This window comes from Frateuria sp. GZRR35, assembly GCF_051900415.1.
Lineage (GTDB): Bacteria > Pseudomonadota > Gammaproteobacteria > Xanthomonadales > Rhodanobacteraceae > Frateuria_A.
Genome location: NZ_JBHZGL010000010.1, coordinates 1 through 24,282 on the forward strand (window position 1 = coordinate 1; position 24,282 = coordinate 24,282).

The 24,282-nt window shown below is 66.8% G+C and carries 20 protein-coding genes; 15 read left to right on the forward strand and 5 right to left on the reverse strand.

Going from position 1 to position 24,282, the window contains the following annotated elements; genetic code table 11:
* Positions 1-140 precede the first annotated feature (140 nt).
* The 6 genes from ACFWZ3_RS12230 (at position 141) to ACFWZ3_RS12255 (ending at position 7,287) form a co-directional block, all read left to right on the forward strand.
* Positions 141-1,358 carry a polysaccharide pyruvyl transferase family protein gene (locus ACFWZ3_RS12230; protein ID WP_439707998.1) on the forward strand — a complete coding sequence of 406 codons (1,218 nt, stop codon included), beginning with the start codon at positions 141-143 and terminating at the stop codon, positions 1,356-1,358.
* Positions 1,359-1,372: 14 nt separating this feature from the next.
* Complete coding sequence (locus ACFWZ3_RS12235) at positions 1,373-2,278, forward strand: glycosyltransferase family 2 protein (RefSeq protein WP_439707999.1); 906 nt, start codon at positions 1,373-1,375, stop codon at positions 2,276-2,278.
* A gap of 2 nt (positions 2,279-2,280) precedes the next feature.
* A complete protein-coding gene (locus ACFWZ3_RS12240) occupies positions 2,281-3,339 on the forward strand; it encodes an EpsG family protein (protein WP_439708000.1) in 1,059 nt (352 codons plus the stop codon).
* Between the two features lie 177 nt (positions 3,340-3,516).
* Positions 3,517-4,974, forward strand: coding sequence for an asparagine synthase-related protein (locus ACFWZ3_RS12245; RefSeq protein WP_439708001.1), 1,458 nt, complete (start codon positions 3,517-3,519; stop codon positions 4,972-4,974).
* On the forward strand, positions 4,971-6,074 hold the full coding sequence (locus ACFWZ3_RS12250) for a right-handed parallel beta-helix repeat-containing protein (protein WP_439708002.1): 1,104 nt from the start codon (positions 4,971-4,973) through the stop codon (positions 6,072-6,074). Before ACFWZ3_RS12245 ends, ACFWZ3_RS12250 begins: the two co-directional genes overlap by 4 nt.
* 43 nt (positions 6,075-6,117) lie before the next feature.
* Entirely contained in the window at positions 6,118-7,287 is a 1,170-nt protein-coding gene (locus ACFWZ3_RS12255; protein WP_439708003.1) for a glycosyltransferase family 4 protein, read from the forward strand.
* A gap of 213 nt (positions 7,288-7,500) precedes the next feature.
* Here ACFWZ3_RS12255 and ACFWZ3_RS12260 read toward each other — a convergent pair whose 3' ends face one another.
* From ACFWZ3_RS12260 to ACFWZ3_RS12270, 3 genes are all read right to left on the reverse strand, one after another.
* On the reverse strand, positions 7,501-8,655 hold the full coding sequence (locus ACFWZ3_RS12260; protein ID WP_439708004.1) for a right-handed parallel beta-helix repeat-containing protein: 1,155 nt from the start codon (positions 8,653-8,655) through the stop codon (positions 7,501-7,503).
* Between the two features lie 732 nt (positions 8,656-9,387).
* Positions 9,388-10,542: a right-handed parallel beta-helix repeat-containing protein gene (locus ACFWZ3_RS12265; protein ID WP_439708005.1), complete on the reverse strand. Its 1,155-nt coding sequence runs from the start codon at positions 10,540-10,542 to the stop codon at positions 9,388-9,390.
* Positions 10,543-11,035: 493 nt separating this feature from the next.
* Positions 11,036-11,179, reverse strand: a complete 144-nt coding sequence (locus ACFWZ3_RS12270; RefSeq protein ID WP_439708006.1) for a hypothetical protein — start codon at positions 11,177-11,179, stop codon at positions 11,036-11,038.
* On the opposite strand from ACFWZ3_RS12270, the gene ACFWZ3_RS12275 reads away from it, so the two are divergent.
* The 8 genes from ACFWZ3_RS12275 to ACFWZ3_RS12310 all read left to right on the forward strand — a co-directional run bounded on the left by ACFWZ3_RS12275 (position 11,178) and on the right by ACFWZ3_RS12310 (position 20,628).
* Positions 11,178-12,467 (forward strand): tyrosinase family protein, encoded by a 1,290-nt coding sequence (locus ACFWZ3_RS12275; RefSeq protein ID WP_439708007.1) that lies wholly within the window; start codon positions 11,178-11,180, stop codon positions 12,465-12,467. The two genes, ACFWZ3_RS12270 and ACFWZ3_RS12275, sit on opposite strands and share 2 nt — an antisense overlap.
* 449 nt (positions 12,468-12,916) lie before the next feature.
* Positions 12,917-14,032, forward strand: coding sequence for a right-handed parallel beta-helix repeat-containing protein (locus tag ACFWZ3_RS12280; RefSeq protein WP_439708008.1), 1,116 nt, complete (start codon positions 12,917-12,919; stop codon positions 14,030-14,032).
* A gap of 143 nt (positions 14,033-14,175) precedes the next feature.
* Positions 14,176-15,057 carry a glycosyltransferase family 2 protein gene (locus ACFWZ3_RS12285; RefSeq protein WP_439708009.1) on the forward strand — a complete coding sequence of 294 codons (882 nt, stop codon included), beginning with the start codon at positions 14,176-14,178 and terminating at the stop codon, positions 15,055-15,057.
* A 144-nt stretch (positions 15,058-15,201) separates the two neighbouring features.
* Positions 15,202-15,897 carry a sulfotransferase family 2 domain-containing protein gene (locus tag ACFWZ3_RS12290; RefSeq protein WP_439708010.1) on the forward strand — a complete coding sequence of 232 codons (696 nt, stop codon included), beginning with the start codon at positions 15,202-15,204 and terminating at the stop codon, positions 15,895-15,897.
* A 455-nt stretch (positions 15,898-16,352) separates the two neighbouring features.
* Complete coding sequence (locus ACFWZ3_RS12295) at positions 16,353-17,300, forward strand: glycosyltransferase family 2 protein (protein WP_439708011.1); 948 nt, start codon at positions 16,353-16,355, stop codon at positions 17,298-17,300.
* 123 nt (positions 17,301-17,423) lie between these two features.
* Positions 17,424-18,935: a lipopolysaccharide biosynthesis protein gene (locus ACFWZ3_RS12300; protein ID WP_439708012.1), complete on the forward strand. Its 1,512-nt coding sequence runs from the start codon at positions 17,424-17,426 to the stop codon at positions 18,933-18,935.
* Between the two features lie 44 nt (positions 18,936-18,979).
* Positions 18,980-19,822, forward strand: coding sequence for a hypothetical protein (locus ACFWZ3_RS12305; RefSeq protein WP_439708013.1), 843 nt, complete (start codon positions 18,980-18,982; stop codon positions 19,820-19,822).
* 194 nt (positions 19,823-20,016) lie between these two features.
* A complete protein-coding gene (locus ACFWZ3_RS12310; protein WP_439708014.1) occupies positions 20,017-20,628 on the forward strand; it encodes a sulfotransferase family protein in 612 nt (203 codons plus the stop codon).
* Positions 20,629-20,789: 161 nt separating this feature from the next.
* On the opposite strand, the gene ACFWZ3_RS12315 is transcribed toward ACFWZ3_RS12310, so the two are convergent.
* Both ACFWZ3_RS12315 and ACFWZ3_RS12320 read right to left on the reverse strand, forming a co-directional pair.
* Positions 20,790-21,683, reverse strand: a complete 894-nt coding sequence (locus ACFWZ3_RS12315; protein ID WP_439708015.1) for an ATP-grasp fold amidoligase family protein — start codon at positions 21,681-21,683, stop codon at positions 20,790-20,792.
* A 284-nt stretch (positions 21,684-21,967) separates the two neighbouring features.
* Positions 21,968-22,831 (reverse strand): hypothetical protein, encoded by an 864-nt coding sequence (locus tag ACFWZ3_RS12320; protein WP_439708016.1) that lies wholly within the window; start codon positions 22,829-22,831, stop codon positions 21,968-21,970.
* Positions 22,832-23,153: 322 nt separating this feature from the next.
* Here ACFWZ3_RS12320 and ACFWZ3_RS12325 point away from each other — a divergent pair, with 322 nt between their 5' ends.
* Positions 23,154-24,008, forward strand: a complete 855-nt coding sequence (locus ACFWZ3_RS12325) for a hypothetical protein (RefSeq protein ID WP_439708017.1) — start codon at positions 23,154-23,156, stop codon at positions 24,006-24,008.
* The last annotated feature ends 274 nt before the right edge of the window (positions 24,009-24,282 follow it).

A 24,282-nucleotide genomic window follows, 5' to 3' on the forward strand; every position in this document is an offset into this window, starting at 1 on the left:
CCTGAAACGCGTCGCCCGTCGGCCGCGACAAGCCGCGGCCGACGGGCGACTGCCGCCGCGCAGAACGGCATCCGGACGATGTCGCGGTTCGCCGGACGCACGTTGCCACCCTCACTCGCATCACACGCCAGGACGCTCTCGTGAAACGCTTCTACCTCTCCGGACAGCGCACGTTTCGCAACCGCGGTTGCGAGGCCATCGTGCGCAGTACGGTCGCCCTGCTGAAGGAACAATTCGGCGACGTCGAGGTGCTGGTGCCCTCGGTCAACATCGCGCGTGACAGCGCGCAGTGGCCGACCGCCGCCAGCGACGGCGTGCGCCTGGTACGCGCCTACCTGCCGCCGCCCTCGCGCTACTGGGTGCAGCTGCAAAGCCTTCCGCTGCCGTTGATCAAACGCGCCGGCTGGCCGTTCCCGCTGCCGCGCTGGCTGCGCCGACAGCTCGAATCGGTCGATGCCGTACTGGCCGTCGGCGGCGACAACTATTCGCTCGATTACCGCATCCCTTCGCCGATCATGAGCGTCGACGGCTGGGCCATGGACATGGGCAAGCCGGTGATGCTGTGGGGGGCTTCGGTCGGCCCGTTCGAACGTGAGCCCGAGTTCGTCGAACCGGTCACGCGCCATCTGGCACGCATGCATTTCGTCGCGGCCGGCGAATCGATGAGCCACGACTATCTGGTCCACAAGCTGGGCCTGCGCAACGTGATCCGCATGGCCGAGCCCTCGTTCATGCTCGGCAAGGAGCCGGTCGACCTGGCGCCGTTCTGGCCGCGCGGCGAGGGCCACGTGCTGGGCCTCAACGTGAGCCGGCTGATCGAGCGGCACAAGCGCCAGGACAAGGATCTGCACGCGGAACTTGCCGCCTTCATCCGCCACGCGGTGAAGGAATACCAGTTGGGCGTGCTGCTGATCCCGCACGCCGATCCGCTGCGCGAAGACCCGCGGGGCGGCGATGCGGCCTACATGGAGCCGCTGCTGGCGCGGCTGGCCGACCTGGGCGACTGCGTCAAGATGATGCCCAACGACTTCAACGCGGTGCAGACCAAGTACGTCATCAGCTACCTGCGCTTCTTCATCGGTGCGCGCGCGCATCCGGTGATCTCGGCGCTGTCCAGCGGCGTGCCGACCGTGTCGATCGCCTACAGCGTCAAGGCCTGCGGCATCAACCGCGACATGTTCGGCAACCAGGAAATGGTGCTGCAGGCGCGCAACCTTTCCTCGACCACGTTGCGCGAGGCGCTCGAACAGATGGTGCAGCGCGAGGACACGCTGCGCAGTCTGCTCGAGAAGCGCACCGCCGAGTGGCAACTGGCCGCGCGTGCGGCCGCCGCGCGCGTTCACGACTGCCTGTGCTGACACCGGGAGCCCCCATGCCGACCCTTACCACGGACAACCCGGCGCGCCCGGCGCTCGCCCCCGACAGCAAGGTCGCGCCGGTGAGCGTGGTGGTGCCCTGCTACCGCTGCGTCGACACCATCGGCCCGGCCGTGGCCTCGGTCGCCGCGCAGCGGCTGCCGCCCGCCGAAGTACTGCTGGTCGACGACTGCAGCGGCGACGGCACCCTCGAACGCCTCTACCAGGTCGCCGCCGACTATCCCGACGGCTGGGTGCGCGTATTCACGCTGCCGCGCAACGGCGGGCCCAGTGCGGCGCGCAACCGCGGCTGGGAACAGGCGCGCCAGCCGTACATCGCTTTTCTGGATGCCGACGACACCTGGCATCCGGAGAAACTCGCGATCCAGATGGACGTGCTCGCCAGCGATCCGGGCATCGCCCTGCTGGCGCATGGCATGAACGTGCAGGCACGCACCGATCCGCCACCGGCGTTCCGCCGCCCGGTCGCGGTGCGCGTGCTGCCCAACCGGCTGCCGCTGCTGGGTAGTCCGTTCCCCACCGCCTCGATGGTGCTGCGCCGCGACCTGCCGTTACGCTTCGACGAGCGTCGCCGCCGCGCGGAGGATTTCATGCTGTGGGCGCAGATCCTGCTCTCCGGCTACCGCTGCGCGCGGATCGAGCCGGTGCTGGCGTCCTGGCACAAGCCGCCGTTCGGCGCTGGCGGCCTCAGCGGCGACATGGAGGCGATGTACGCCGCGGCCATCGACGTGCGCCGCGCGCTCCACGAACAGGGCCTGATCGGCGGCGCACGGATGCGCGTGGCCGCCGTGCTGGGCGTGGCCCGTTACGCGCGCCGGCGTGCCATCACCTATGCGCGCCGGTTCTCTTCAGGCACGCGCGCCGCGGGCACCCACGCCACCCAGGCCGACCAGGCGAGCTGACGATGAACACCACCACCATGAACACGCCCATCGCGCTTGTCGACAGCCCCACCAACACCAACGCCCGCGTCCTGCTCGGGCTGATGCTGGTGGCGGCAGTGATCGTCATTGTCGACTTCGCGGTCGCGACCCGCGGCAACATCGGTACCGACACGTCGGTGTATGCAAGCTTCTACGAAAGCCTGATCCACCACGGCGAGGTGCAGAGCCGCTTCGAGCCGGTCTTCTATTACCTGAGCGTGGTCCTGGCCGCCACCGGCATGAGCTTCCCCGCCTACGAGGGCGTGATGTTCTTCGTGATGGCCGGCACCGCGCTGGTCGCGACGCGTCGCTACCACACGTTCCTGGAGAGCGAGACCGGCTACAGCACCTTCCTCGCCGCCTCGCTGCTGTTCCTGTTCATCTCGCCGGTGATGTCCAACGCGACGATCAACGTCATGCGCCAGGGGCTCTCCTCGCTGCTGGTGTTCACCGCGCTGCTGGCGTTCTACCAGCGGCAGTGGCGCGCATTCATCCTGTGGGGGCTGATGGCGACCGGGTTCCACTACTCGGCGCTGCTTTACCTGTTCTTCGCGCCGGTGCTGCTGCTCAACACCAAGCTGCTGCGGGTGGCCGGCATCCTGGCGTTCCTGGCCTACTGCAGCGGCGTGACCATGGTGCTGGTGCGCGCGATCGTGCCCAGCGTCTACACCATGGTGATGGCCTATGACGCCGGTTCGTCCTACAAGGCGGGCGTGCGCCTGGACTTCGCGGTGTTCTCGCTGTTCTGGTACGTGCTGCCGTGGGTGGTCGCGCCGATGGTGCGCGAGCCGGTACGCGAGCGCATCAACCAGAGCACCGCCGTCTACCTGGTGCTGATGCTGCCGTTCTTCGCGGTGGGTTGGGGCAACTTCTCCAACCGCTATCTGCTGCCGGCGTGGCTTTCGGTGTCGCTGATCCTGGCCGCGATCTGCTGCGACAACCGCTTCTCGCCGCTGCGCAACCCGGTCGTGCTTCGCATGGGGCTGGTCGGGGCTGCCGGCGTGTTCTGTTACTACGTCACCCATGGTGTGGTGCTGTGAGATTCGCGCCGCGGCACGCAGGCGCCACCGGCGTGCTTCACCCGTCGCCTGCATCGCGCCTGCTATGGGTAAGCGGGCGCGCGCGTCGCCGAGTGGCACCGTAGCGGCCCGTTCCCCGTCGTGTCCGCGCCAGTCGTCCCACGCCGTCCCGAGGCGTCTGCAAAGGAAAACCTTCCCATGTCCATCGCCACCGCTCCCGTGCAGGATGCCGATCCCCGCATCAAGCTCCGGGTCTCGCCGTACCGCAACGACGCCGACTTTGCGCCGCTGTCGGGACTGGGCGGCGGTCGGCCGCTGGATCCGGTCTCGATCGCCGATGTGCTGCGCAATGCCTTTGTCTATCCGCCGCACACGATCTACCGCGACGTCCGCGTGGCGGTGATCGGCTTCGATCCGGAGCGCGACCTGCACGCGGCACCCGAATACCGCTTTCCGTTCCGCTCCTCGCCCGCGCCGCAGCGCCCGAACGCGCAGGTCGCGGACGAGGATGCGCTGCTTCAGACCTACCATCGCCTGCTGTGCGAGGCGGTCACGCGCTCGACCGCCGGCATGCAGGCGCCCTGGATGCTGCAAAGTGGCGGCAAGGATTCCAGCTCGCTGGCCATCGCCGTGGCCGAAGCGCGGCCGGACACCACCTGCCTGACCTACCTAGGCGGGCGCGAGGAGGACGAAGTCGAGTCCGCGCGCGCGGTCGCGCGCCAGCTCGGCCTGCGCCACGAGGCGCTGGTGTGCGAGCCCGGGCGCGCCTACGACCGCTACCTGGCGATGGTCTCGCGCCTGCCGCTGCTGTCGGCCGACTTCGCCATGCTGTCCTACGCCGACCTGGTCACCGAAATCGCGAAGTCCGGCGGCGATGGCGTCGTCGATGGGCTGGGTTCGGACATCTATTTCGGCACGCCGGTGGATGCGCGCAAGAGCACGCTGTTCCGCATGGCCCGGGACCTGCCGGTGCCGGCGAAGCTGTTCGAGGCCGGCCCGGTCAGCCGCAGTTTCGTCGCCTGCTTCGTGCTGGCCACGCTGGGCATGGACCCGTTCGAGCGTTACTTCCCCGGTTCGCGCTTCAGCGACGCGGAGGTCGACCGCCTGCTCGGGTGCCCGGTGGCAGCGCAATCGCGCCAGCGCCTGCGCGTGTTCCAGGAGGAACTGGCCAACGCCCGCACCATCGAGGCGCGCAAGCGCGTCACGCTGGCCATCGTCGAGGCGGGCGCGGGCTTCCCCAAGGGGCAGTACACCACCACCGCGCTCGGCCTGCGCCAGGCCTATCCCTTCTGCGACGCGCAATTGGCCGAGTGGGTCTACCGCGAGGTGCCCGACGCGTTGCTGATCGACCGCGAGGGCCACAACAAGCCGCTGGTGCGCAAGCACATCGCGCGCCGCTTCGGCGAGCTGCCGTACGTACGGGCCAAGGGCTGCTTCCGCTTCGACCTGTGCGGGCTGGCGGCGGAGCGCTTCGAGCAGGTGCACGCGTTCGCCGTCGAGGCGCGTGACCTGGTCCCCGGCGCCGCGCGCTGGCTGGAGGACTACCGCGGCCGCATGGGCAACAAGTTCTTTGCTTCCAAGTTCTACCTGCTGGCGGTGGTGCTGCCGTGGCTGCTCAGCCGGGCCGACGCCCCGGTGCAGAGGCCAGACGCATGACCGGGCGCGAGGCCAACCCGCGCCGCCTGTTCCTGCAGCGCGCCCTGGCGCTGGGCGCCGCCACGCTGCTGCCGGCGCTGCCTTGCATGGCCACGGCCGCGGCCGCAGCCAACCAGATCGACGTGCGCTCCAAGGGCGCGCGCGGTGACGGCAAGACCGACGACACCGCCGCGATCCAGGCCGCCATCGACGCCATTGCCACCACTGGCGGCACCGTGCGCGTGCCGGCGGGCAACTACATGATCGACGCCGCGCGCGCGATCAGCCTGCGCTCGAACATACGGCTGGAAATGGCGCCCGACGCGCAGCTCACCGCCTTGCCCAACACGCTCAAGCGCTACCACGTGATCCGCGTGTGGCGGGCAAGCAACGTGCAGATCATCGGCGGCCGCGTGGTCGGCGAGCGCGACCAGCATCGCGGCGACAAGGGCGAGTGGGGCTACGGCATCAACATCCAGGCTTCGCACAACGTGCTGGTCGACGGCACCCACATCGCCGACTGCTGGGGCGACGGCATGTGGATCGGTGCGTTCGGCCGCGGCGCCAAGGCCGACATCTCCACCGACGTCACCGTGCAGAACGTGGTGAGCACCAACAACCGCCGCCAGGGGCTGTCGCTGGGGCCGTGCCAGCGGGTGCGCATCCTCAACAGCACCTTCAGCAACACCCACGGCACCAAGCCGCAGTCGGGCATCGACCTGGAACCCATGGGGCAGGGCGACACCAAGGACGTGCTGATCGAGGGCTGCACCCTGACCGGCAACTACGGCTGCGGCGTGGAGATCCACCACAACGTGTCGGGCGTGGTGATCCGTCGCTGCACGATCCACGACAACCATGGCTACGGCGTGCTGGCCGCGCAGATGAACGACCTGTGGGTGGACGACAACGTCATCACCAGCAACGGAATGAACGGGGTCAAGCTCGCCGGCCACACCCGCGACGTGAAGGTCACCGACAACACCCTGACCTCCAACAGCGCGCGCTCGCTGCGCCGCGCCCTCAAGGCCATGGTCTCCGACGCGGGCGGTGCGCATCCGGCGCAGCTGCACGTCGGCGACAAGACGTCCAACGTGCACGTGTCCGGCAACACGTTCTAGCGCGGCACGCGCCCAGGAGCGCAACAGCAAAGGAACCCGAGCGATGAAATTCGTCTTCTACGCCAACACCGACTGGTATCTGTACAACTTCCGCCTGTCGACCGCGCAGCGGCTGCAGGCGGACGGGCACGACGTGGTGATGCTCTCGCCGCCGGGCCCGTTCGGCGGGCGCTTCGCCGCGCGCGGCTTCCGCTGGCTCACCCTGCCGATGGACCGGGCGAGCCTGAACCCGCTGCGCGAGGCGGTGACCCTCAAGCACCTGGTGCGCATTCTGCGCCGTGAGAAGCCGGACCTGCTGCACAACTTCACGGTCAAGTGCGCCGTCTACGGCGGCGCCGCCGCGCGCATGGCCGGCGTGCCGGCCACGGTCAACGCGGTGGCCGGCATGGGCTACGTGTTCACCAGCAACGACCTGAAGGCGCGTTGCCTGCGCCCGATGGTGCAGGCGCTGATGCGCGGCACGCTCGATCATCGTCGCTCGCTGCTGGTGCTGCAGAATCCGGACGACGCGGAGATCTTCCGCCGCTCGCGGCTGGTTGCACGCGAACGCATCCACGTGATCCGGAGCTCCGGCGTGGACACCTCGCGCTTCCGGCCCAGCTCGATGTCCGGCCGCGACGGCCGCCTGCGCGTGCTGCTCGCCGCGCGCCTGCTGTGGGAGAAGGGCATCGGTGAATACGTCGAGGCCGCTCGCCAGCTCAAGGCGCAGGGACGCGACATCGAATTCGTGCTGGCCGGCGCGCCTGACCCTGGCAACCCGCGTTCGGTGAGCGACCAGCAGGTGCAGCGCTGGGCGGAAGAAGGCGTGATCACCTGGCTGGGCCACGTCGAGGACATGCCCGCGTTGCTGTCCACGATCGACGTGATGGCGCTGCCGAGCTACTACCGCGAGGGCGTGCCCAAGAGCCTGATCGAAGGCGCCGCAGCGGGCCTGGCGTTGATCACCACCGATCAGCCCGGTTGCCGCGAAGTGGTCACCCGGCACGGCATGGACGGCCTGGTGGTGCCGCCACGCAACGCCACCGCGCTCGCCACGCTGGTGGCACGGCTGGACGACGACCGCGACTTGCTGGCCCGGCTGGGTGCGACGGCGCGCGAGAAGGCGGTAAGCGAGTTCGACGAGCGCGCGGTGATCCAGCGCACCCTCGACGTCTACGAGCGCCTGCTGGGGACGGACATGCCGGGCGGTTCGCTGGCCGGGTCGGCCTCGTAGGGCGCCTACTACCTGCGGCGGGCCTGTAGGAGCGCCCTTGGGCGCGACCGCGGGGTCTGAATGTGCATGGCGGTCGCGCCCAAGGGCGCTCCTACAAAAGGCCGAGTACTCTGCGGTGGTTCTTGCAAGCAAAGAAAACGCCGGGGCAGCGTGGCTGCCCCGGCGCGAGGTCGTGCGTTCACGCGGCAGCCTGGCGGCTGCGCGTGGCGCGGATTACTTCCGCTTGGGCGAAAGCGTGTTGTTGGACTGGGTGATCGAATACGCCTTTTTGCTGATCTGGATGTCGCGGCTGGTGCCGCCACCGGCGCTGCTGGCAGACATGTAGCGGGTGCTGTTGTACTGCAGCTTGTTGTTGGCGATGTTCACATGGTGGGTCTTGGCGCTCATGCGAAGACCGGCCAGGCCGTTCCTGGTGGCGTGGTTGCCATGGATCTTCATGTGGTGCGCGTTGATCGACATCAGGCCGAAACCGCGATTGCCCGTGAACGTATTGCCCGCGAAGGTCACGTCGGAGACGTGGGCGTGCATCTCGATGCCGTTGCCATGGTTGCCGGAGATGATGTTGTTCTCCAGGCGAATGGTGTCGGCCGGGCCCTGCTCCTGCGGCTCGAAGTCGATGCCGGCTTCGGGCAGCGTGCCCTTGGTGTCCTTGAAGGTGCTGTTGACGATGTAGACGTGCTGCGCCGGTCCGATCGACAGGCCCTGGCGGCGGTTGTGCGAGGAGGTGACGTTGTTGAGCGTCACGTAGTTGGAGCGATCCAGGCGGCTGTTGCGTCCCAGGGCGCCGATCCACATGCCGTCGCCCCAGAACTCGGACAGGTGCACGTTGCGCACCAGCACGTGGTCGGAGCCGGAGATGTTGATGCCGTAACCCCACTCGCCGCGGCTGCCCTTGTGGCGGGCGCGGTCGCCGGTCATCTTGCCGCCGACGATCTCGACGTTGTTCGCGTTGTGCACCTTGACAACCCAGTAGCGGCTGGCGCCGTTGGGGATCACGCGCAGCTCGGCGCTGGGGTCGAGCTTCAGGCGCGTGTGCGAGTGCAGCTTGAGCGCCTTGGTCGCATCGATCATGTAGCGGCCAGCCGGGACGAACACGGTGCCGCCACTATTGGGGAGCGAATCGATCGCCTTCTGGATGGCCGCGGTGTCGTTGTGCGAACCGTTGCCGCGGGCACCGAAGTTCTTGACGTTGACCGTGCGCGAGCCGATCGAGATGTTGGGGGTGGCATCCCACCAGGAAGCAGCAGCAGCAGGAAGTGCCACGGCAGACAGTGCCAGCGAAGCAGCAATCACCAGGGGCTTTGCGAGGAACGAGCGCTTGGCGGTGGCCGGCTTCGCCGAGGACTGGGTGTCGTGCAAATGCATCATCAGGTTTTGACCCTCTCGTCACGTGGAAGTGACACGAACCATGCAGGACGTTCACGTGCCCTAACAAGCTCGACCATTGGGCTCTATTCATGAAAATCCGGACAGGCCAAGTGGAGCCCGAAGGCGTGACGTGACTCGCCCGTAAGCTTTCCGTTTCATGAGCGCAATCAACGTGTTAAATGTGAACGCCCGGGGTGCGTTCCGAGGGGTAATCGACATAGTCGTGCGATCGCGGTCACACCCTGCCGCCGCGGGGTGTCGCGGGGTCTTGTAGACGCTATCTTGACGCAGTGAAGCCAGGCTCGACGGGCATTCCTTCGGTGTCGAAGCGACTCCCCGGGGCCACTTCGGTCACGCGCGGTCGGCGGTCCAAAAAGGCATTGGCGGAGAAGGGCTGTCGGGCATGGCGAAGGGACCATGGCGGTCAAGCCAGTGGCTCCGCCTGCCCCTGGACAGGAGCGCGCACGGTTCAACGGGGTTCCGCTACCGGAGGTCGATGACGCATCGGCGATCCATGGATAAGGAATCCCGCCCGTGGCTCTGTAGAGCGCACCCTGTGCGCGACCGGCCGCCTGCCGCTTCGGGTGGTCGCACACAGGGTGCGTCCCTTTGAGGGTCAGGCCGGGCTGTTGCCTGCGTGGACAACGGTTGTATGCATACCGTGGGCACAAAAAAAACGCCGGGCAATGCTGCCCGGCGTTTGTCGTGCGGCAGGCCGTATCCGGCCGAGGCTCAGTTGGGCGTCAGCTGGTTGCCCGAGATGGTGTTGGAGTAAGTCTTCTTGCCGAGCTTGATGTCGCGGTTGTCCGCGCCGCCGGAGCGGGTGGGCGACATGTAGTGGGTGCTGTTGTACTGCAGCTTGTTGCTCTTGACCGATGAATGGTGCGTCTTGCCGCTCAGGCCCACGCCGGCCAGGCCGTTGCGCGTGGCGTAGTTGTTGGTGATGGTCAGGTACGGCGCGCTGATGGCCAGCATGCCGAAGCCGTCGTTGCCGCTGAGCGTGTTGCCGGTGATCGTGATCTGCGAAATGTTGTAGTGCAGCTCGATGCCGTTGCCCGCATTGCCCGAGAAGGTGTTGTTCTCCAGGCGGATGGTGTCGGCCGGGCCCTGGTCCTGCGGCTCGATGTCGATGCCGGCCTCGGGCAGCGTGCCCTGGGTGTTCTTGAAGGTGCTGTTGACGATGTAGACGTGCTGCGACGGTCCGATCGACAGGCCCTGACGACGGTTGTGCGAGGAGGTGACGTTGTTGACGGTCACGTAGTTGGAGCGGGTCAGCTTGCCGCCGGACTTCACCGCGCCGATCCACATGCCGTCGCCCCAGAACTCCGACAGGTTGACGTTGCGCACCAGCACGTTGCTGGAACCGGAGATGTTGATGCCGTAGCCCCACTCGCCGGTGTTGCCCTTGTGCTGGGCGCGGTCGCCGGTCACCTTGCCGCCGACGATCTCGACGTTGTTGACCTCGAACACCTTGACCACCCAGTAGCGGCCGGCGCTGTTCGGGATGACCTTCAGTTCGGCGCTCGGATCAAGCTGCAGACGCGTGTGCGAGCGCAGGGTGAGCGGCTTGAGCGCGTTGATCATGTAGCGGCCGGCGGGAACGACGACGGTGCCGCCGCTGCTCGGCAGCGAGTTGATGGCGGCCTGGATGGCGGCGGTGTCGTCGTGCGAACCGTTGCCCAGCGCGCCCTTGTTCTTGACGTTCACGGAAGCGGAACCGATCGAGATGTTCGGGTTCGCGTTCCACCAGTTGGAAGCGGCAGCAGGAAGTGCCACGGCAGACAGCGTCAGCGAAGCAATAGCGATCATCAAGGACTTTTTCATGGAGAAATCTCGCTTGGTGGTGCCCGGCTTGGCCGAGGACTGGGTGTCGTGTTGGTTGGTCATCAGGAGGTTGACTCGCTCGTCACATGGAAGCGACGCGAAAGATGCAAGTCCTTCACGGCGCTAACAAGCTCGACCATTGGTTTCGGTTCATGGAAATCGGGCGGGCCCGTGTGTGGCAAACCCTTGATCCACCGGGGCTGGCGGGCGACGCGCCGCTGCGGGCGCGTGCGTGCGATTGCCCGGGAATGGGCAGCGATGGCGGCTGCACGAAGCGCGCAGGTAGCCGTGGGACAGGCAGGCGCCCGCCTGATGCGGATGTATGCAGGGAAGCGGCGCTTCCTATACCCGCGGTTGACGTGCCTCGCTATTCACTGAATAGGTGCCTAGGACGGCACCTCCACTGCGGCTCCCCGGAACTGTTCTGGCCGCGTCGAAAGTCTGTATTCCTGCGTGAGGTCTCGTCCCCACATCCGTGCCGGGCAATCCGGGCGCGTTGATCCGCGAGACCCGCTTGCCCCATGGAGGACACCATGATTTCAAGAAGGCGTTTTCTTCAATCGTCCGCTTCCCTTGCCCTGTTGCCGCTGTTGCCCCGCGTGGTCAGGTCCGCCGATGCGGTGGTGCGCACCCGGCCCAGCTGGGAGACGTTCTGCACGGGTCCCTTGTACGAACCCTTCGTCGCCGCGATCGGCGCCATGCGGGACAACCGTGGCACCACCACGCCCGCGAACTGGGGTTACTGGGTGTCCGTCCACCAGAACTTCTGTCCGCACAAGCTGCCGTACTTCCTGGCCTGGCATCGCGGATTCCTGTATCGCTTCGAGGAGAACCTGCGCACCGTCTCGGGCATACCGGACATGGTGCTGCCGTACTGGGACTACTACACCCACCCGCAGATCCCGCCGGAGTTCCTCGACACCACCTCGCCGCTGTGGCGCAAGGAGCGCACGGGCGACGATGTCACCGAGGCGCTGAGCCTCGATCCGTTCGCCGACGACGTGATCAACTTCCAGCGCGGCAGCGGCAACGCGTTCGAGACCAAGCTTGAGAACGCGCCGCACAACCCGGTGCACAACCTCATCGGCGGCGCGATGGGCGACGTGGCCATCTCGCCGCGCGACCCGCTGTTCTGGGTGCACCACGCCAATATCGACCGGTTGTGGCTGGCCTGGTTCGAGGCCGGCGACGGGCGCCACATGCCACGGGCCTACCAGAACTACTGGCAGGGTTCGTTCCAGTACGGCGACGCGGTGGAGGACGTGCCGCGCGTATGGGCACGGAACCCGTCGCGGTACATGTTCTACCTGTACGAGAACGAGGCCATGCCCGCCGCGCTGCCACCCACCGAGCCGCCGCCGAGCACCTCCACGGCGACCGCGCGCGCCACCACGCTGTCGACCTTCTCCATGCGGGGCACCGCCCCGCTGCGGCCGGCAAGCGTGGGTACCACCGCGCTGGGCACGTCGCAGTCGCTGGTGCTGGACGAACACTCGGTCACCGTCGATGTCGCGCTGACCGCGCAGGACGCCAGCCAGGTGCGTTCGATGCTGCTGCAACCGCAGGCCGCACAGGCCACCGCCAAGCCCGATCCGCTGCGGCTGGTGCTCGATGGCGTGCAGCTCACCGGGCTGGGCGCCAAGGGCGGGTACTTCTACAAGATCTACGTCAACCTGCCCGAGCAGGCCGGCGTGAACCAGCCCGAGCGCACCTACCTGCTCGGCATGCTGGGGTCCTTCGAGATCGGCGTGGCGCAGATGCAGGCGGCCATGCAGGGCAAGGGCATGCAGGGCATGCACGACATGCGCGCGGCCGGCGGCAAGCCGGACGCACGCTTCGTGTTCCCGCTGAGCGAGGCGCTGCGCGGCATCTGGCCGACGGACCTGGACACGCTCAGCATTTCCTTCGTACGTGCCAACGGCCGTGCGCATCCGGCCAAGGGCCACACCATCCACGTCAAGTCGCTGCGTGTGGAGGCGGACGACTGAGCGGTTCGTACCGCTGATCGAACGGCCGGCCCATGCCGGCCAGCCAGGGGCGCCGTAGCGGTACGGCGCCCTTGTCGTTCGTGGTGGCTCCCGTCCGTCCGGGCGGGGGATTTCTTGCGGTCCGTGCAACGCGTGACCGGGGCGGTGGCGGCGAAGTGGCAGCCGCCTGCCAGCGTGCTCTACAGCCCTTGTGTGATGCGCTTCTCGCCCGGCCGGGCGGGGTTTCGGGGCGTCCGGGAGCCTTTTGCCAACCTGATCATATTTCGCTCACTTGGGTGTTTCGGTCGAGCTTGCTTAGGTACGTGACGATCGCGCATTTTTTGCGTGAGCTTCGCGTGACGAAGCCCTACCCGACAAAACACCTGAGACACCGCCCGATCATGAACACTTCCTTTAAGAATCAGCAGCTTGCCGCCTCTGTCCGTACCTCCGTCACGGTGAAGAACTTTGTGAAGAAGCCGCTGATGCTGGCGTTTGCCGCGCTGGCCCTTTCCGCCGTCGCCGCTCCCTCGTTCGCCGCCGACTGGTGGACCGCGATGCCCAAGCCGGTCATCGGCAAGACCATGACCGTCGACGTGCGCACCAAGGGTGCCTTGGGCAACGGCGTGCACGACGACACCGCCGCCATCCAGGCTGCCGTCGACGCGCTGCCGACCTCTGGCGGCACGGTGTTCGTGCCGGCCGGCCACTACATGGTCAACGCCACCAAGCCGATCAAGCTGCGCTCGCACACCCGCCTGCTGATGGACCCGGCGGCTACCCTGGAAGTGATCCCGACCAGCAACAGCCGCTACATGGTCATCCAGATCTACAACGCCACCGACGTGCGCGTGGTCGGCGGCAACCTGGTCGGCGACCGCGTCAAGCACCTGGGCGACACCGGCGAGTGGGGCTACGGCATCAACGTCACCGCTTCGACCAACGTCGTGCTGAAGAATGTCAACCTCTCCAACTTCTGGGGCGACGGCGTGTGGATCGGCGCCAAGGACGTCAACAAGGTTCACGTGCGTTCGGACTACGTGACCGTCGACGGCATCGTGTCCAGCAACAACCGCCGCCAGGGCCTGTCGATCGGGCCGTCGCAGCACGTCTATATCGTCAACAGCACCTTCCAGGGCACCAACGGCACGCTGCCGGAGGCGGGCATCGACATCGAGCCGATGACCGAAGGCCTGACCAACACGATCCGCCTGGAGAACAACACCTTCGCCGACAACCACGGCAACGGTATCGAGATGCACGCCAACATCTCCGACATCGTCATCGTCGGCAACACGATGAAGGGCAACTACGGCTTCGGCGTGCTGGGCGTGTCCGCCCCGGGCGTGACCGTCACCGGCAACTTCATGACCGAGAACGGCCTGGCCGGCGTGCGCCCGAGCGGCCAGTCGCACAACTGGTCGATCACCGGCAACACGCTCAAGTACAACAGCACCCGCTACATGTCGGCCACGAAGGAAGGCGGTGCGCTCAGCCGCGACCTGCAGTTCGGCGCCAACACCTACAACATCTCGGTGTCGGGCAACATCTTCTCCAACGCCAAGTACAACACCTACACCCGCTAAGCCGCATCGGCTGGGTACTCCCCGGGGCAGCCACCAGGCTGCCCCTTTTTTTTGCCCGCGCGACGCGCCGGCGGCATTGACGACGCATTGATCCGGGCCGGTCAATCCTAGGTCGTTAAATTTCCGCACGGTCGAGGTCGGTCATGAACAAGGAGCGTGAAGCTCACGTCATCCTGGAAGGGGACGCCCAGGCCCGGGTCATGCCTTCGGGTGCGTTTGCACCGGTAAGCGTGGTGGTGCCGTGCTACCGCTGTGCGGAAACCATCGACGACGCAGTCGCCTCGATCGCCGCACAGACATTGCGTCCGGCGGAGGTGCTGCTGGTGGAGGACGCCAGCGGCGACGACACGATCGAAGCGCTGCATCGCGTCGCCGCGGCCTACGGTAGCGACTGGATCCGGGTGATCGCACTGCCCGCCAATCGCGGGCCATCGCACGCGCGCAACGTCGGCTGGCAGCAGGCGCAGCAGCCCTATATCGCGTTTCTGGACGCCGACGACAGCTGGGGCCCGCGCAAGCTGGAGCTGCAGATGGCTGCGCTGGAGGCCGACCCGGAGATCGCGCTGATCGCCCACCAGATGCTGGTGCGGCCGCGAGGCACCGTGCTGCCGCCGCCGCAGGCGCCGGTAGGCGTGGACATCGTGGGGCGCGGCACCTTGCTTGTGCGCAACCCTTTTCCGACCGCCTCGGTGGTGTTGCGTCGGGATCTTCCGTTCCGATTCGACGAGGACTTCCGCCGCTCCGAGGACTACCTGCTGTGGTCGCAGATCGTGCTGTCCGGCTACCGCTGCGCCAAGATCGACCAGGTGCTGGCCATCTGGAACCGGCGCGAGAACGGCGAGGTCGGCCTGAGCGACGATTTCGACGCGATCCACCGCGGTCGGCGCGACCTGCGCCGCAAGCTGGTGCGCCAGGGCCTGCTCAGCCGGTACGAATACCTGTTCGCCAGCACCATCGGCCTGGCCAACAAGATGCGCCGCACGGTCGTGCGCGGGCTGCGTCGCCGCGCCCATGCACCGGCCTGACGGGCCCGCGTGGAGGTCGTCGGCGGGCCCGACGCAGACACTCCCTCCACGTTTCCGTCGAAAGAATGGTCGGGGCTTGCCGCCCGCCCGCAGGACACTGCACGGCGCGGCATCCCTCTCCGCGGGCGAGTAAGGAAGACTGCCATGATCGTTTCGCACAAGCACAAGTTCATCTTCCTCAAGACCAACAAGACCGCCGGCACGTCCATCGAGATCGCGCTGTCGAAGTTCTGCGGTCCGGACGACATCATCACGCCCATCTCGCCGGTCGATGAAGAAGTCCGCCAGGCGCTGGGCTACCGCGGGCCGCAACATCACCTGGCCCCGTGGTACGAGTACGGGCTTCGCGACGTCGTGGAACGGGTGTTCAAGGGCAAGCGCCGCTCCCGGTTCTACAACCACATGACCGGTCGGGAAGTACGCGATTTCGTGGGCCCGGAGGTGTGGAACAGCTATTTCAAGTTCTGCTTCGAGCGCAATCCCTACGACCGCCTGATCTCGTACTACCACTGGGCGCACCGCTCGGCATCGTCCCAGTTGCCGTTGTCCCGATTCATCCGTACGCCGCGGGCGTTGATGCTCAAGAAGCGCGGATACGAGGTGTACACGCTGGGCGGCAGGGTGGCGGTCGACCGCATCTGTCGCTTCGAGTCGATCAACGAGGAACTCGAAGAGGTACGCAAGATCATCGGGCTGCCCGAACCGCTCGAGCTGCCCCAGACCAAGGTGAGGAAGCGCAGCGACGCCCGCAGCTACCGCGAGGTGCTGGGCGAGGAAGAGCGCGACTGGGTCGACCGGACCTTCGGCGACGAAATGCGCTTGCTGGGTTATCACTACTGAACCTCACGCGTGGCTTGCTCCTTCAGGGCGAAGGGAACGCTGAACGACACCCGCCGAACCGCCGCGGACATTGGATTCCTCTCTCCTCCGGGGAGAGCGCCCGGGTGAGGGGCGCGCTCGCGGAAGGCGCCCAACGGACCGTGGCTTCTCAGATCCCTCCCTTTTTTAGGGCAACCGGTTCCCCGCGAGCTGGGCTTCTCCCGCAGGGGAGAGGGCTCAGCCTGAGGTACGTCAGGGCTTTGCTCATGCTTGCGCTTCTTGAACGACTATTTCACGGCAAAACCTCAATCATCGGAGCGGCGAACAGGTCGCGCGGACGCCCTCGCGGGGACGTCCGAAAGGCGCCGAGCCTGCCGCTTGCGAAAGCGCGGTACGGCCTGCAATCCGAACGACGTGAAGGGCTTGGCTAGATGGATCCGATCGACCACAAGCACGGCAACAGGCCAGGGGGATGCATGAACCTCAGCGTGGTGGTGCCTGCCTACCGTTCCGAGCGCTGGGTCGAGCGCACGATCCGTTCGGCGATCGCCGAGGGTGTCGCCGAGCACAACATCATCGTGGTCGAGGACGGCGTGCTCGACGGTACCGGCAAGGTCGTCCAGGCCACCGGGGCGCGGCTGTTCTCGCTGCAGCAGAACGGCGGCGCGCCGCGTGCGCGCAACCTGGGGCTGGCCCAGGTGGACACCGACTACGTGATGTTCCTGGATTCGGACGACTACGTGGAGAACGGCCTGCTTGCCGGCCTGGTCGACGCGCTCGAACGCGAGCGCGCGGACGTGGCGATCGGTCCGTGGGTGTACGACGGCGAGGGGCGCGAGCGCGGCATGCTGCGCCAGCCGCCGGCGCTGGACAACGGCGAGCGCATCTTCCACTGGGTGATGCACGCGTTCTTCCCGCCCTGCTGCATCGCCTGGCGCACCGACGCGATCCGCGCGATCGGCGCCTGGGACGAACGGCTGCGCAAGGACCAGGATGGCGAGCTGATGATCCGCGCGCTGATCCGCGGTCTGAAGGTGGCCATCTCCGGCCAGGGCAATGGCGTGTACTGGCAGCACAACTCGCCCCACCGCGTCACCAAGGCGCAGATCAAGGACGTGATGTACGCCGCCGACGTGGTGTTCGAGCAGATCGAGGGCTGGGTGCGCTCGCGCCTGTCCAGCGGCCGCGGGCAGGACGAACGGCTCGCGCTGGGCCGCCTTTGCTGCAAGACGGCCTGGGTCGCCTACGCCTACGGCGACAGTGCATCGGGTGCGCGATGGAGCGCCAAGGCGCGCGCGTTCGGCTTCCACAACCGTGGCTACAACGCCCGCAGCGCGTTGCTGGCTTCTTTCCTGGGCACCCGCATCGCCTCGCGCGTCAAGGCCAGCACCAGTTCGGTATACCGGCGCATCGCGCAGCGATAGGACGTCCCCATGCGCCGCAGCGGCGACCCTTCGTGCCCGGACCGCCGCTATACGGCCGGTTCACGCCAACCCCTCCAACGTTCGCGGCCCCGACCCACGGTCGAGCCCGCCTCCGATCCGCCGATGACCGACACGCACGCAAGCGCCGCCCACCGCATCCTGTTTGAAACGGACCACCTGCACCAGGACCTTCGCAAGCGCAGCGTGCGGGGCGCGGCGGTGACCATTTCCAGTCAGGCGGCGCGGCTGCTGCTGCAGGTCGGCGGTATGGCGTTGCTGGCGCGGCTGCTGTTACCGGAGGACTTCGGCGTCTACGGCAAGACCATCGCACTGACCGGCTTCATCACCACCATCCAGACCGGTGGGCTGTCGCTGGCAACCGTGCAGCAGGCGCAGATCAACCACGGCCAGGTCAGCACGCTGTTCTGGCTCAATGCGTTGCTGGGGCTCACGGCGGCGGCGCTGGTCGCTGCGCTCAGTCCGGCGATGGCGTGGTTCTACAAGGACCCGCGCGTGCTGGCGATCGGCCTGGCCATGGCCGGCGTGGTGCTGATCAGCAGCCTGGGCGTGCAGCACCGCGCACTGCTGCAGCGACAGATGCGCTTCATGCAGAAGGTGAGCGGTGACCTGCTGGCGCTGTTGTCGGGCTTCGTCGCCGCGGTGATCGCCGCGTCGATGGGCGCCGGCTACTGGTCCTTCGTCATCCAGCAATACACCATGGCGCTGGTCACGCTGGTGATGCTCTACGGCTTCTGCCGCTGGGTGCCCGGACTACCTCGCCGCCGCAGCGGCGTGCGCCCGATGGTCAAGCTCGGCGCCAACCAGAGCGCGTCGAGCATCCTCAACTTCGCCAACCGCAACGTCGACAACGTCCTCATCGGCCGCTACATCTCCGATGCGGCACTGGGTTTCTACACGCTGGCCTATCGCCTGCTGCTGTTGCCGATCCAGCAGATCAACGCGCCGCTGTCCTCGGTGATGTTGCCGGCGTTGAGCCGGTTGCAGCACCAGCCCAAGCGCTTCTGCCGGTTCTATTACCGCGCGCTGGGCGCGATCGTGTTCGTCGGCATGCCGATCGTGTGTTTCCTGTGGGTGGATGCGCGCTCGGTCATCCAAATCGCATTGGGGCCGAAGTGGCTGCCCACGGTGCCGTTGTTCCAGGCGCTCGGCGTGGCCGCGTTCATCGGCACCTTCAACATCGCCGGCAACTGGGTCTACACGTCGCTGGGGCGCACCGATCGCCGGTTGTTCTGGCAGGGCATCGCCACGCCGGTGACGCTGGCGGCGTTCTTCATCGGCCTGCCGTGGGGCGCCTTCGGCATCGCCGTCTCCTTCAGCGCCACCCGCGTGCTGCTGGTGGTTCCCTCGTTGCACAACGCCTATCGCGGCACGCCGGTCGACCTGTGGACCACGGCCAAGACGCTGGCGCGACCGGCGGCCACGTCTATCGGCGTAGCGGCCATCCTGTGGGGTCTGCAGCACACGATGACCGAGTGGCCGGTGCGCTGGGTGTTCCTGGATGCGTTGATCTATGGCGGCCTGTACCTCGGAGCGTGGCTGGCCAATGCATCCGGGCGCGCGCACGTGCGCGACCTCATGTCGGTGCTGGAGGAGTTGCGCTCGCGCAAGCGCTGAAAATGCGGCGGGCATGAGATTGCCCGGTCGAGCAGGAGGACACCATGCAGGGAACTTGGTTTCGCGCGTCGCGTCCGCTGCGCCAGGCGGCATCGGGCGCATTCCGCTTCTGCCGGCATCGCACGGCCGCGGTGTTTCCCCGTCCGGTGATCTTCGGCGGCAGCCCCAAGTCGGGCACCACCGCCATCGCGGCGCTGCTGGCCGAAGCGACCGGCCTGTCGATCAGCAACGATCCCTTCTGGCGCGTGCTGCGCAGCGACGGTGACGGCTACCTGTTGCCGGACGTGCTGGAAGGAAACCTCAAGCTCGATGCCTTCGTGCGTCGGTATCCGGCGTACTTCTCCGCGCGCATCGTGAAAGATCCCGATTTTGCCTTCCTCTACCGCGAGCTGCAGCAGGTGTTTCCCGAGTCGCCGCAAGTTTTCATCGTGCGCGATCCACGGGAAAACATCCGCGGCATCCTGGACCGGCTGCACATGCGCGGCGACCTCGATCACCTGGGGCCGGCCGAGAATCGTACGCTCGCCCGCGAAGGCGGCTGGCGCACGATCCTGGACGGCCGGGGACTGGGCCTGGACGGGCGGGCGAACTATATCGGCCGGCTGGCCCAGCGATGGGTGCGGGGTGTCGACGCGTACTTCGCCGCGGGCACGCCGGTGCACCTGGTGCGCTACGAGGATTTCCTGGAGGACCGCGCCGCCTTCATCGCCGACCTCGCCGACCTGCTGGGCCTCGAGCTTCGGGCCGACGTCGACGCGAGGCTGGCCCGGCGGGCGGGCCATCACGGCCAGCGTTCGCTTTCCACGGAAGCCTTTTTCGGCAAGCGCAACCTCTCGGTCATCGAGCGCACCTGCGGCGCGCACATGGCCAGGTTCGGCTATGCCTGACAGCCGTCGGGCGGGGCAGGGAGCCCGACCGTTCACCCGTTTGCGACGGCCCGGATGGCAACGTCTGCTGCGCTGCGGCCAGGGGCCACGGAGCTGCCGGGGCCCCGGCGAACAACAAGGCAACGATGCGCAAAAACGTAGCCGTCGCCTGCAAACCATGCGCGTACCCGATACCGCACACAAGGAGATCCAAGGTGACGGCCAAAGTTTTCTGCATCGGCTTCCACAAGACCGGAACCACCAGCCTCGCCGAGGCGCTGCAGGTGCTCGGCTACCGGGTGACCGGGCCCAATGGCGTGCGGGATCCGGACATCGCCACCAAGGTCCGCCCGATGGCCTGGGAGCTGGTCGAGAAGTACGACGCGTTCCAGGACAACCCGTGGCCGATCCTCTACAAGGAGCTGGACTTGCGCTACCCGGGCAGCAAGTTCGTGCTGACCATGCGCAGTACCGAGTCGTGGCTGCGCAGCCAGCTCAAGCACTTCGGCGAGCGCGAGACAGCCATGCGCAAGTGGATCTACGGCGACACCCACGGCTGCCCGCAAGGCAACGAGGAGGTCTACGTCCGCCGCTACGAGACGCACAATAGCGAGGTGCAGGACTACTTCCGCGATCGTCCGGACGACCTGCTGGTGATGGAATTGGCCAAGGGCGACGGTTGGGAAAAGCTCGCACCGTTCCTGGGCAAGCCGATGCCCGCCATGCCGTTCCCGCACGCCAACAAGGCGGGTGATCGCGCACTGGTCGCGAAGCTGCTGAAGAAGGGCAAGGCACAGCTCGCGCATATGGGCGTGCATCTGGCCTGACGACCGGTAATCAACCGTACCGATACCCAAAACGCCCCGGCCGGGGCGTTTTTTACATGCGGGTCATGCCTTGCCGTCGAGGCACGCTTGCGGGCGATGGTTCTTCGCGACCGCCACAAGCATCGCCGCGCAAGCGGGCTCCTACGGACACCGTCGACTCCTCAGGCTTCGGTGGGGTGCTCGGGCCAGCCGAAGCGCTCGCCCAGCGAGAGGTCCCAGGCTTTGGGCGTGAACACGTAGGTACCGGCGCCCGGGGTAACGGTCAGCTCGCCGACGTAGACCTTGCCCTGGTGCACGTAGAAGTCCACGCGCAAGTAGCCGAACGGCCGGGCAAGCTTCTTCGCCAGTGCCAGCATCTCCGGCAGCGCCTCGGGCTTCTCGGTGGTGCCGGTGCTGGGCCGAAGCAGCGGCAGGTCCATCTCGAAGGGCGCCGGCGACCAGTCCTCCAGGTACAGCTGCTGTTCGAGATCGCGGAAGCGGCCGTGCATGTGCTGGATGAACACGAACGGCTCGCGCCCTGGTGCGTTGAACACGTTGAACTTGTAGTCGTCCGGCGCGTCGTTGCCTTCCAGCAGCGCCTTCTCGAAGAGGATCTTCGGCGGGATCGACAGGTAATGCTTTTCCCGGCTGCGCGAGGCGGCGCCGGCGGCAAGCCAGCCGTTGGCCAGCGCGGCCAGCTGTGCGGGGTCTTCCTTGCGCATGTCGCGGACGATCTTCACCTGCCCGAAGCCGTTGCTCGTCTTCATCACGAACGCGGCGGGCAGGTTGTCGAAGGTCGCAGGCGTCACCGTGTCGCAGGACAGGTACGCCGGCACCACATAGTCCGCACCTACCGTGCGGGCGACGTAGTCGCGCGCGGCGACCTTGTCGGCCAGCGTGGTGAACACGGGCACCGGATAGCGCATCCGGTAGAAGATCTTCTCGGAGAAACGCTTGGGGTTCCGGAAATTGCAGAACCGCCCATGTACCTGCAGGGACTTGTACTGGTAGAACCCAGCGTCCGGAAGCGAATTGAAAAGGCGCTTGATCGCCTTCTTGGGCGCGAGGATCTTCATGACGCTCTCTCTTCCTGTCCTTCCGACAACCCGTTCGGAGACGGTACGCAAGGCGGGTTCTGGTGCCATCCGACGACGCGCCTGACCGGGTGCCTGAACCACGGCCCGGACAGCGGGCCGACTCTACTTCAAGGCCCCGAACCCGTCACGGCGCATGCCTGCCGGTGAGTGCCTCCGGGACGGCGATGGGTTGGGTCGCCGGAGGGAACATCATCTGTGTATTGGGTGGCGCAGGTCCCGGGAGACCCGACGGACGCAACCGAAATCGTCTGTTCGACGCAGCTTCAGATCGCCTGCCGCGCGCGTTGCGCCTGGTCGCAAGCGGCCCGGGCACTCGGGGCGAGATACCCGAACTTCTCCACGATGAACCGGTCGCGGTCGCCAACGAGCTTTTCGGTCTGCTCGTCGTAGTAATAGCCCGGGCCGCGCTTCTTTGATGAGGTATTGGTCTTGGGCCGCTCCATCAACTCGGCGGCCTTCTGTTTGGGCACCTCGACGTTCGCGGCCCGCAGCGCTTCCAGCAGGTCGGCCTCCAGGTGCTCGTTGCGGATGAACCGGTCGACGAAGCAGTGCTGCCGTTCGTGCTCGATCAACTGCTCGGGGGTGGTCACGGCCCGCAGCGTGCCGAACTGGTTCTTGTGGCAGGTGAACAGGCGCATGTAGCGCCAGGTCAGCAGACCCGCGAAGCGGTTGACCGGAAAGCGCCAGTAACCTTCGCCGATATCGCGCCAGTAGCCCGGGTCGTGCAGCATGCGTACCCATTCGCGGAAGGCGCCCGGGTCGTTGATGTCGCGGAACGTGCGCTGCCACTCCCTGGTATGCCAGTTCGGCCGCATGCTCATCACCAGGCGCAGCACGGAGAAGAAGTCCCGCTTCCAGCCGTGGTCGCGCAGGCGGATGCCGGGCGTGCTGAGGTTGCTGTAAAGATCGCCCCGCCCGTCGCAACAGTAGGCCCAGAGCGACACGTGCCAGTCCCATGGATCGCGCACCGAGCCCAGGAAGAAGCGGTCACCGGCAAACACCTCCTCGGGGGCCTGGTTATGGCGCATCACCAGCCGGCCGCCGACGATCTCCTTGAGCAGGTTGCGGATGTGGGTGCATCCGGTCTTCTGCAATTCGAGAAAGACGATCCTGTCGGAAACGAACATAGTTACTCCCGGTTTCTTGGTCAGACGCGCCGCGCCGGCCAGAAGGCTCGCCTGCGCGCCAATGCGCGGGCGTGCCTCCTGGCCGGCAGCGCATCGCGCAGGTGTAGGCGACCGCCGTAGCGGCGACGTTGCCATCGCTTCTGTCGTAGAGCGGTGAACTGCTGACCTCGCTTGCCCGCCACGGCGCATCACACCGCCGATTCACCCACCTACGACAAACGCGATGGCACCGTCCCGGCGTTTCGTGGCACGTCGCCGTGATGCACCGACCGCCATGCACGGATGCCGCCGCCCGCGGGCAACAGCCAACGATGGAGCCGATATGTTTGTTTCCGACAGGATCGTTTTCGTGGAGCTGCAGAAGACCGGATGCACCCACATCCGCAAGCTTCTCAAGGAGATCGTTGGCGGCGAGCTCATCGACAAGCACAACCAGGCCGGATCGCACCTGTTCACCGGCGACCGCTTCTTCCTGGGCTCGATCCGCAACCCGTGGGACTGGTACGTCTCGCACTGGGCCTACGGCTGCGACTGCAAGGGCACCGTCTTCTACAACGTCACCACCGACGGTTGGCGCGGCCGCGGCCGCGGCTGGAAAAAACACCCGATGCAGACGCTGGCCGAGTTCCTGCAGAGCCGCCCAAACCGGCACGCGGAGGAATGGCGGCGGACCTACCGCGACGCCAACGACCCGGGTGCGTTCCGGCAGTGGCTGCACATGCTGCACGACGCCACCTACTGGCCCGACGTCGGCGAGGGCTACTGGAAATGGCCGGCCAGCCGCGTCGCCGGCCTGCTGACCTGGCGCTACATGAAACTGTTCACCTGCCGCGAGGGCGGGCTCGGCGCGCTGAAATCGATCGTGACGCCGGAACAATTGGCGGCTCACGAAGGCCGTCACTGTTTCATCGATGGGTTCATCCGCAACGAGCGGCTGGAATCGGACCTGCTCGATGCCCTGGCGCGCGCCGACATCGCCGTACCGCCGGCCACGGTCGAGGAAATCCGCACGCGCCCGAAGACCAATACGTCCTCGAAGAAACACGGCGCGCAGTTCTATTACGACGCGGCGACCGAGGCGCTGGTCGCCGAGCGCGAAAAGCTGATCGTGGAGAAATTCGGCTACCTCGCCCCGGGGGCCGGGGCGTGCGACCGGCGCGCGACCGCGCCTGTATAGCGGGGCGCGTTCACGCGCGGGTCATCCCGACGGCGCCGCCGATGGCGCCACGGCGCGCCAACGGACCATGTTCCGGCGACCTCCGTTTCATCTCGCCGGCACGCCCTTCTGACAGCGCTTCGACGCTTGCGTTGAAAGAATTGCCCAGCCCGCCGGCGTTTGTTCTACAGGCGTATGCCGGCAGTGAAGTGGGCCCCTTTCCGGCGATGTCCAGACGGCCCCTTGTTCCGGAATCGCATAACGCAAAGCTACCGATTTCTTTCACAAACGCTTG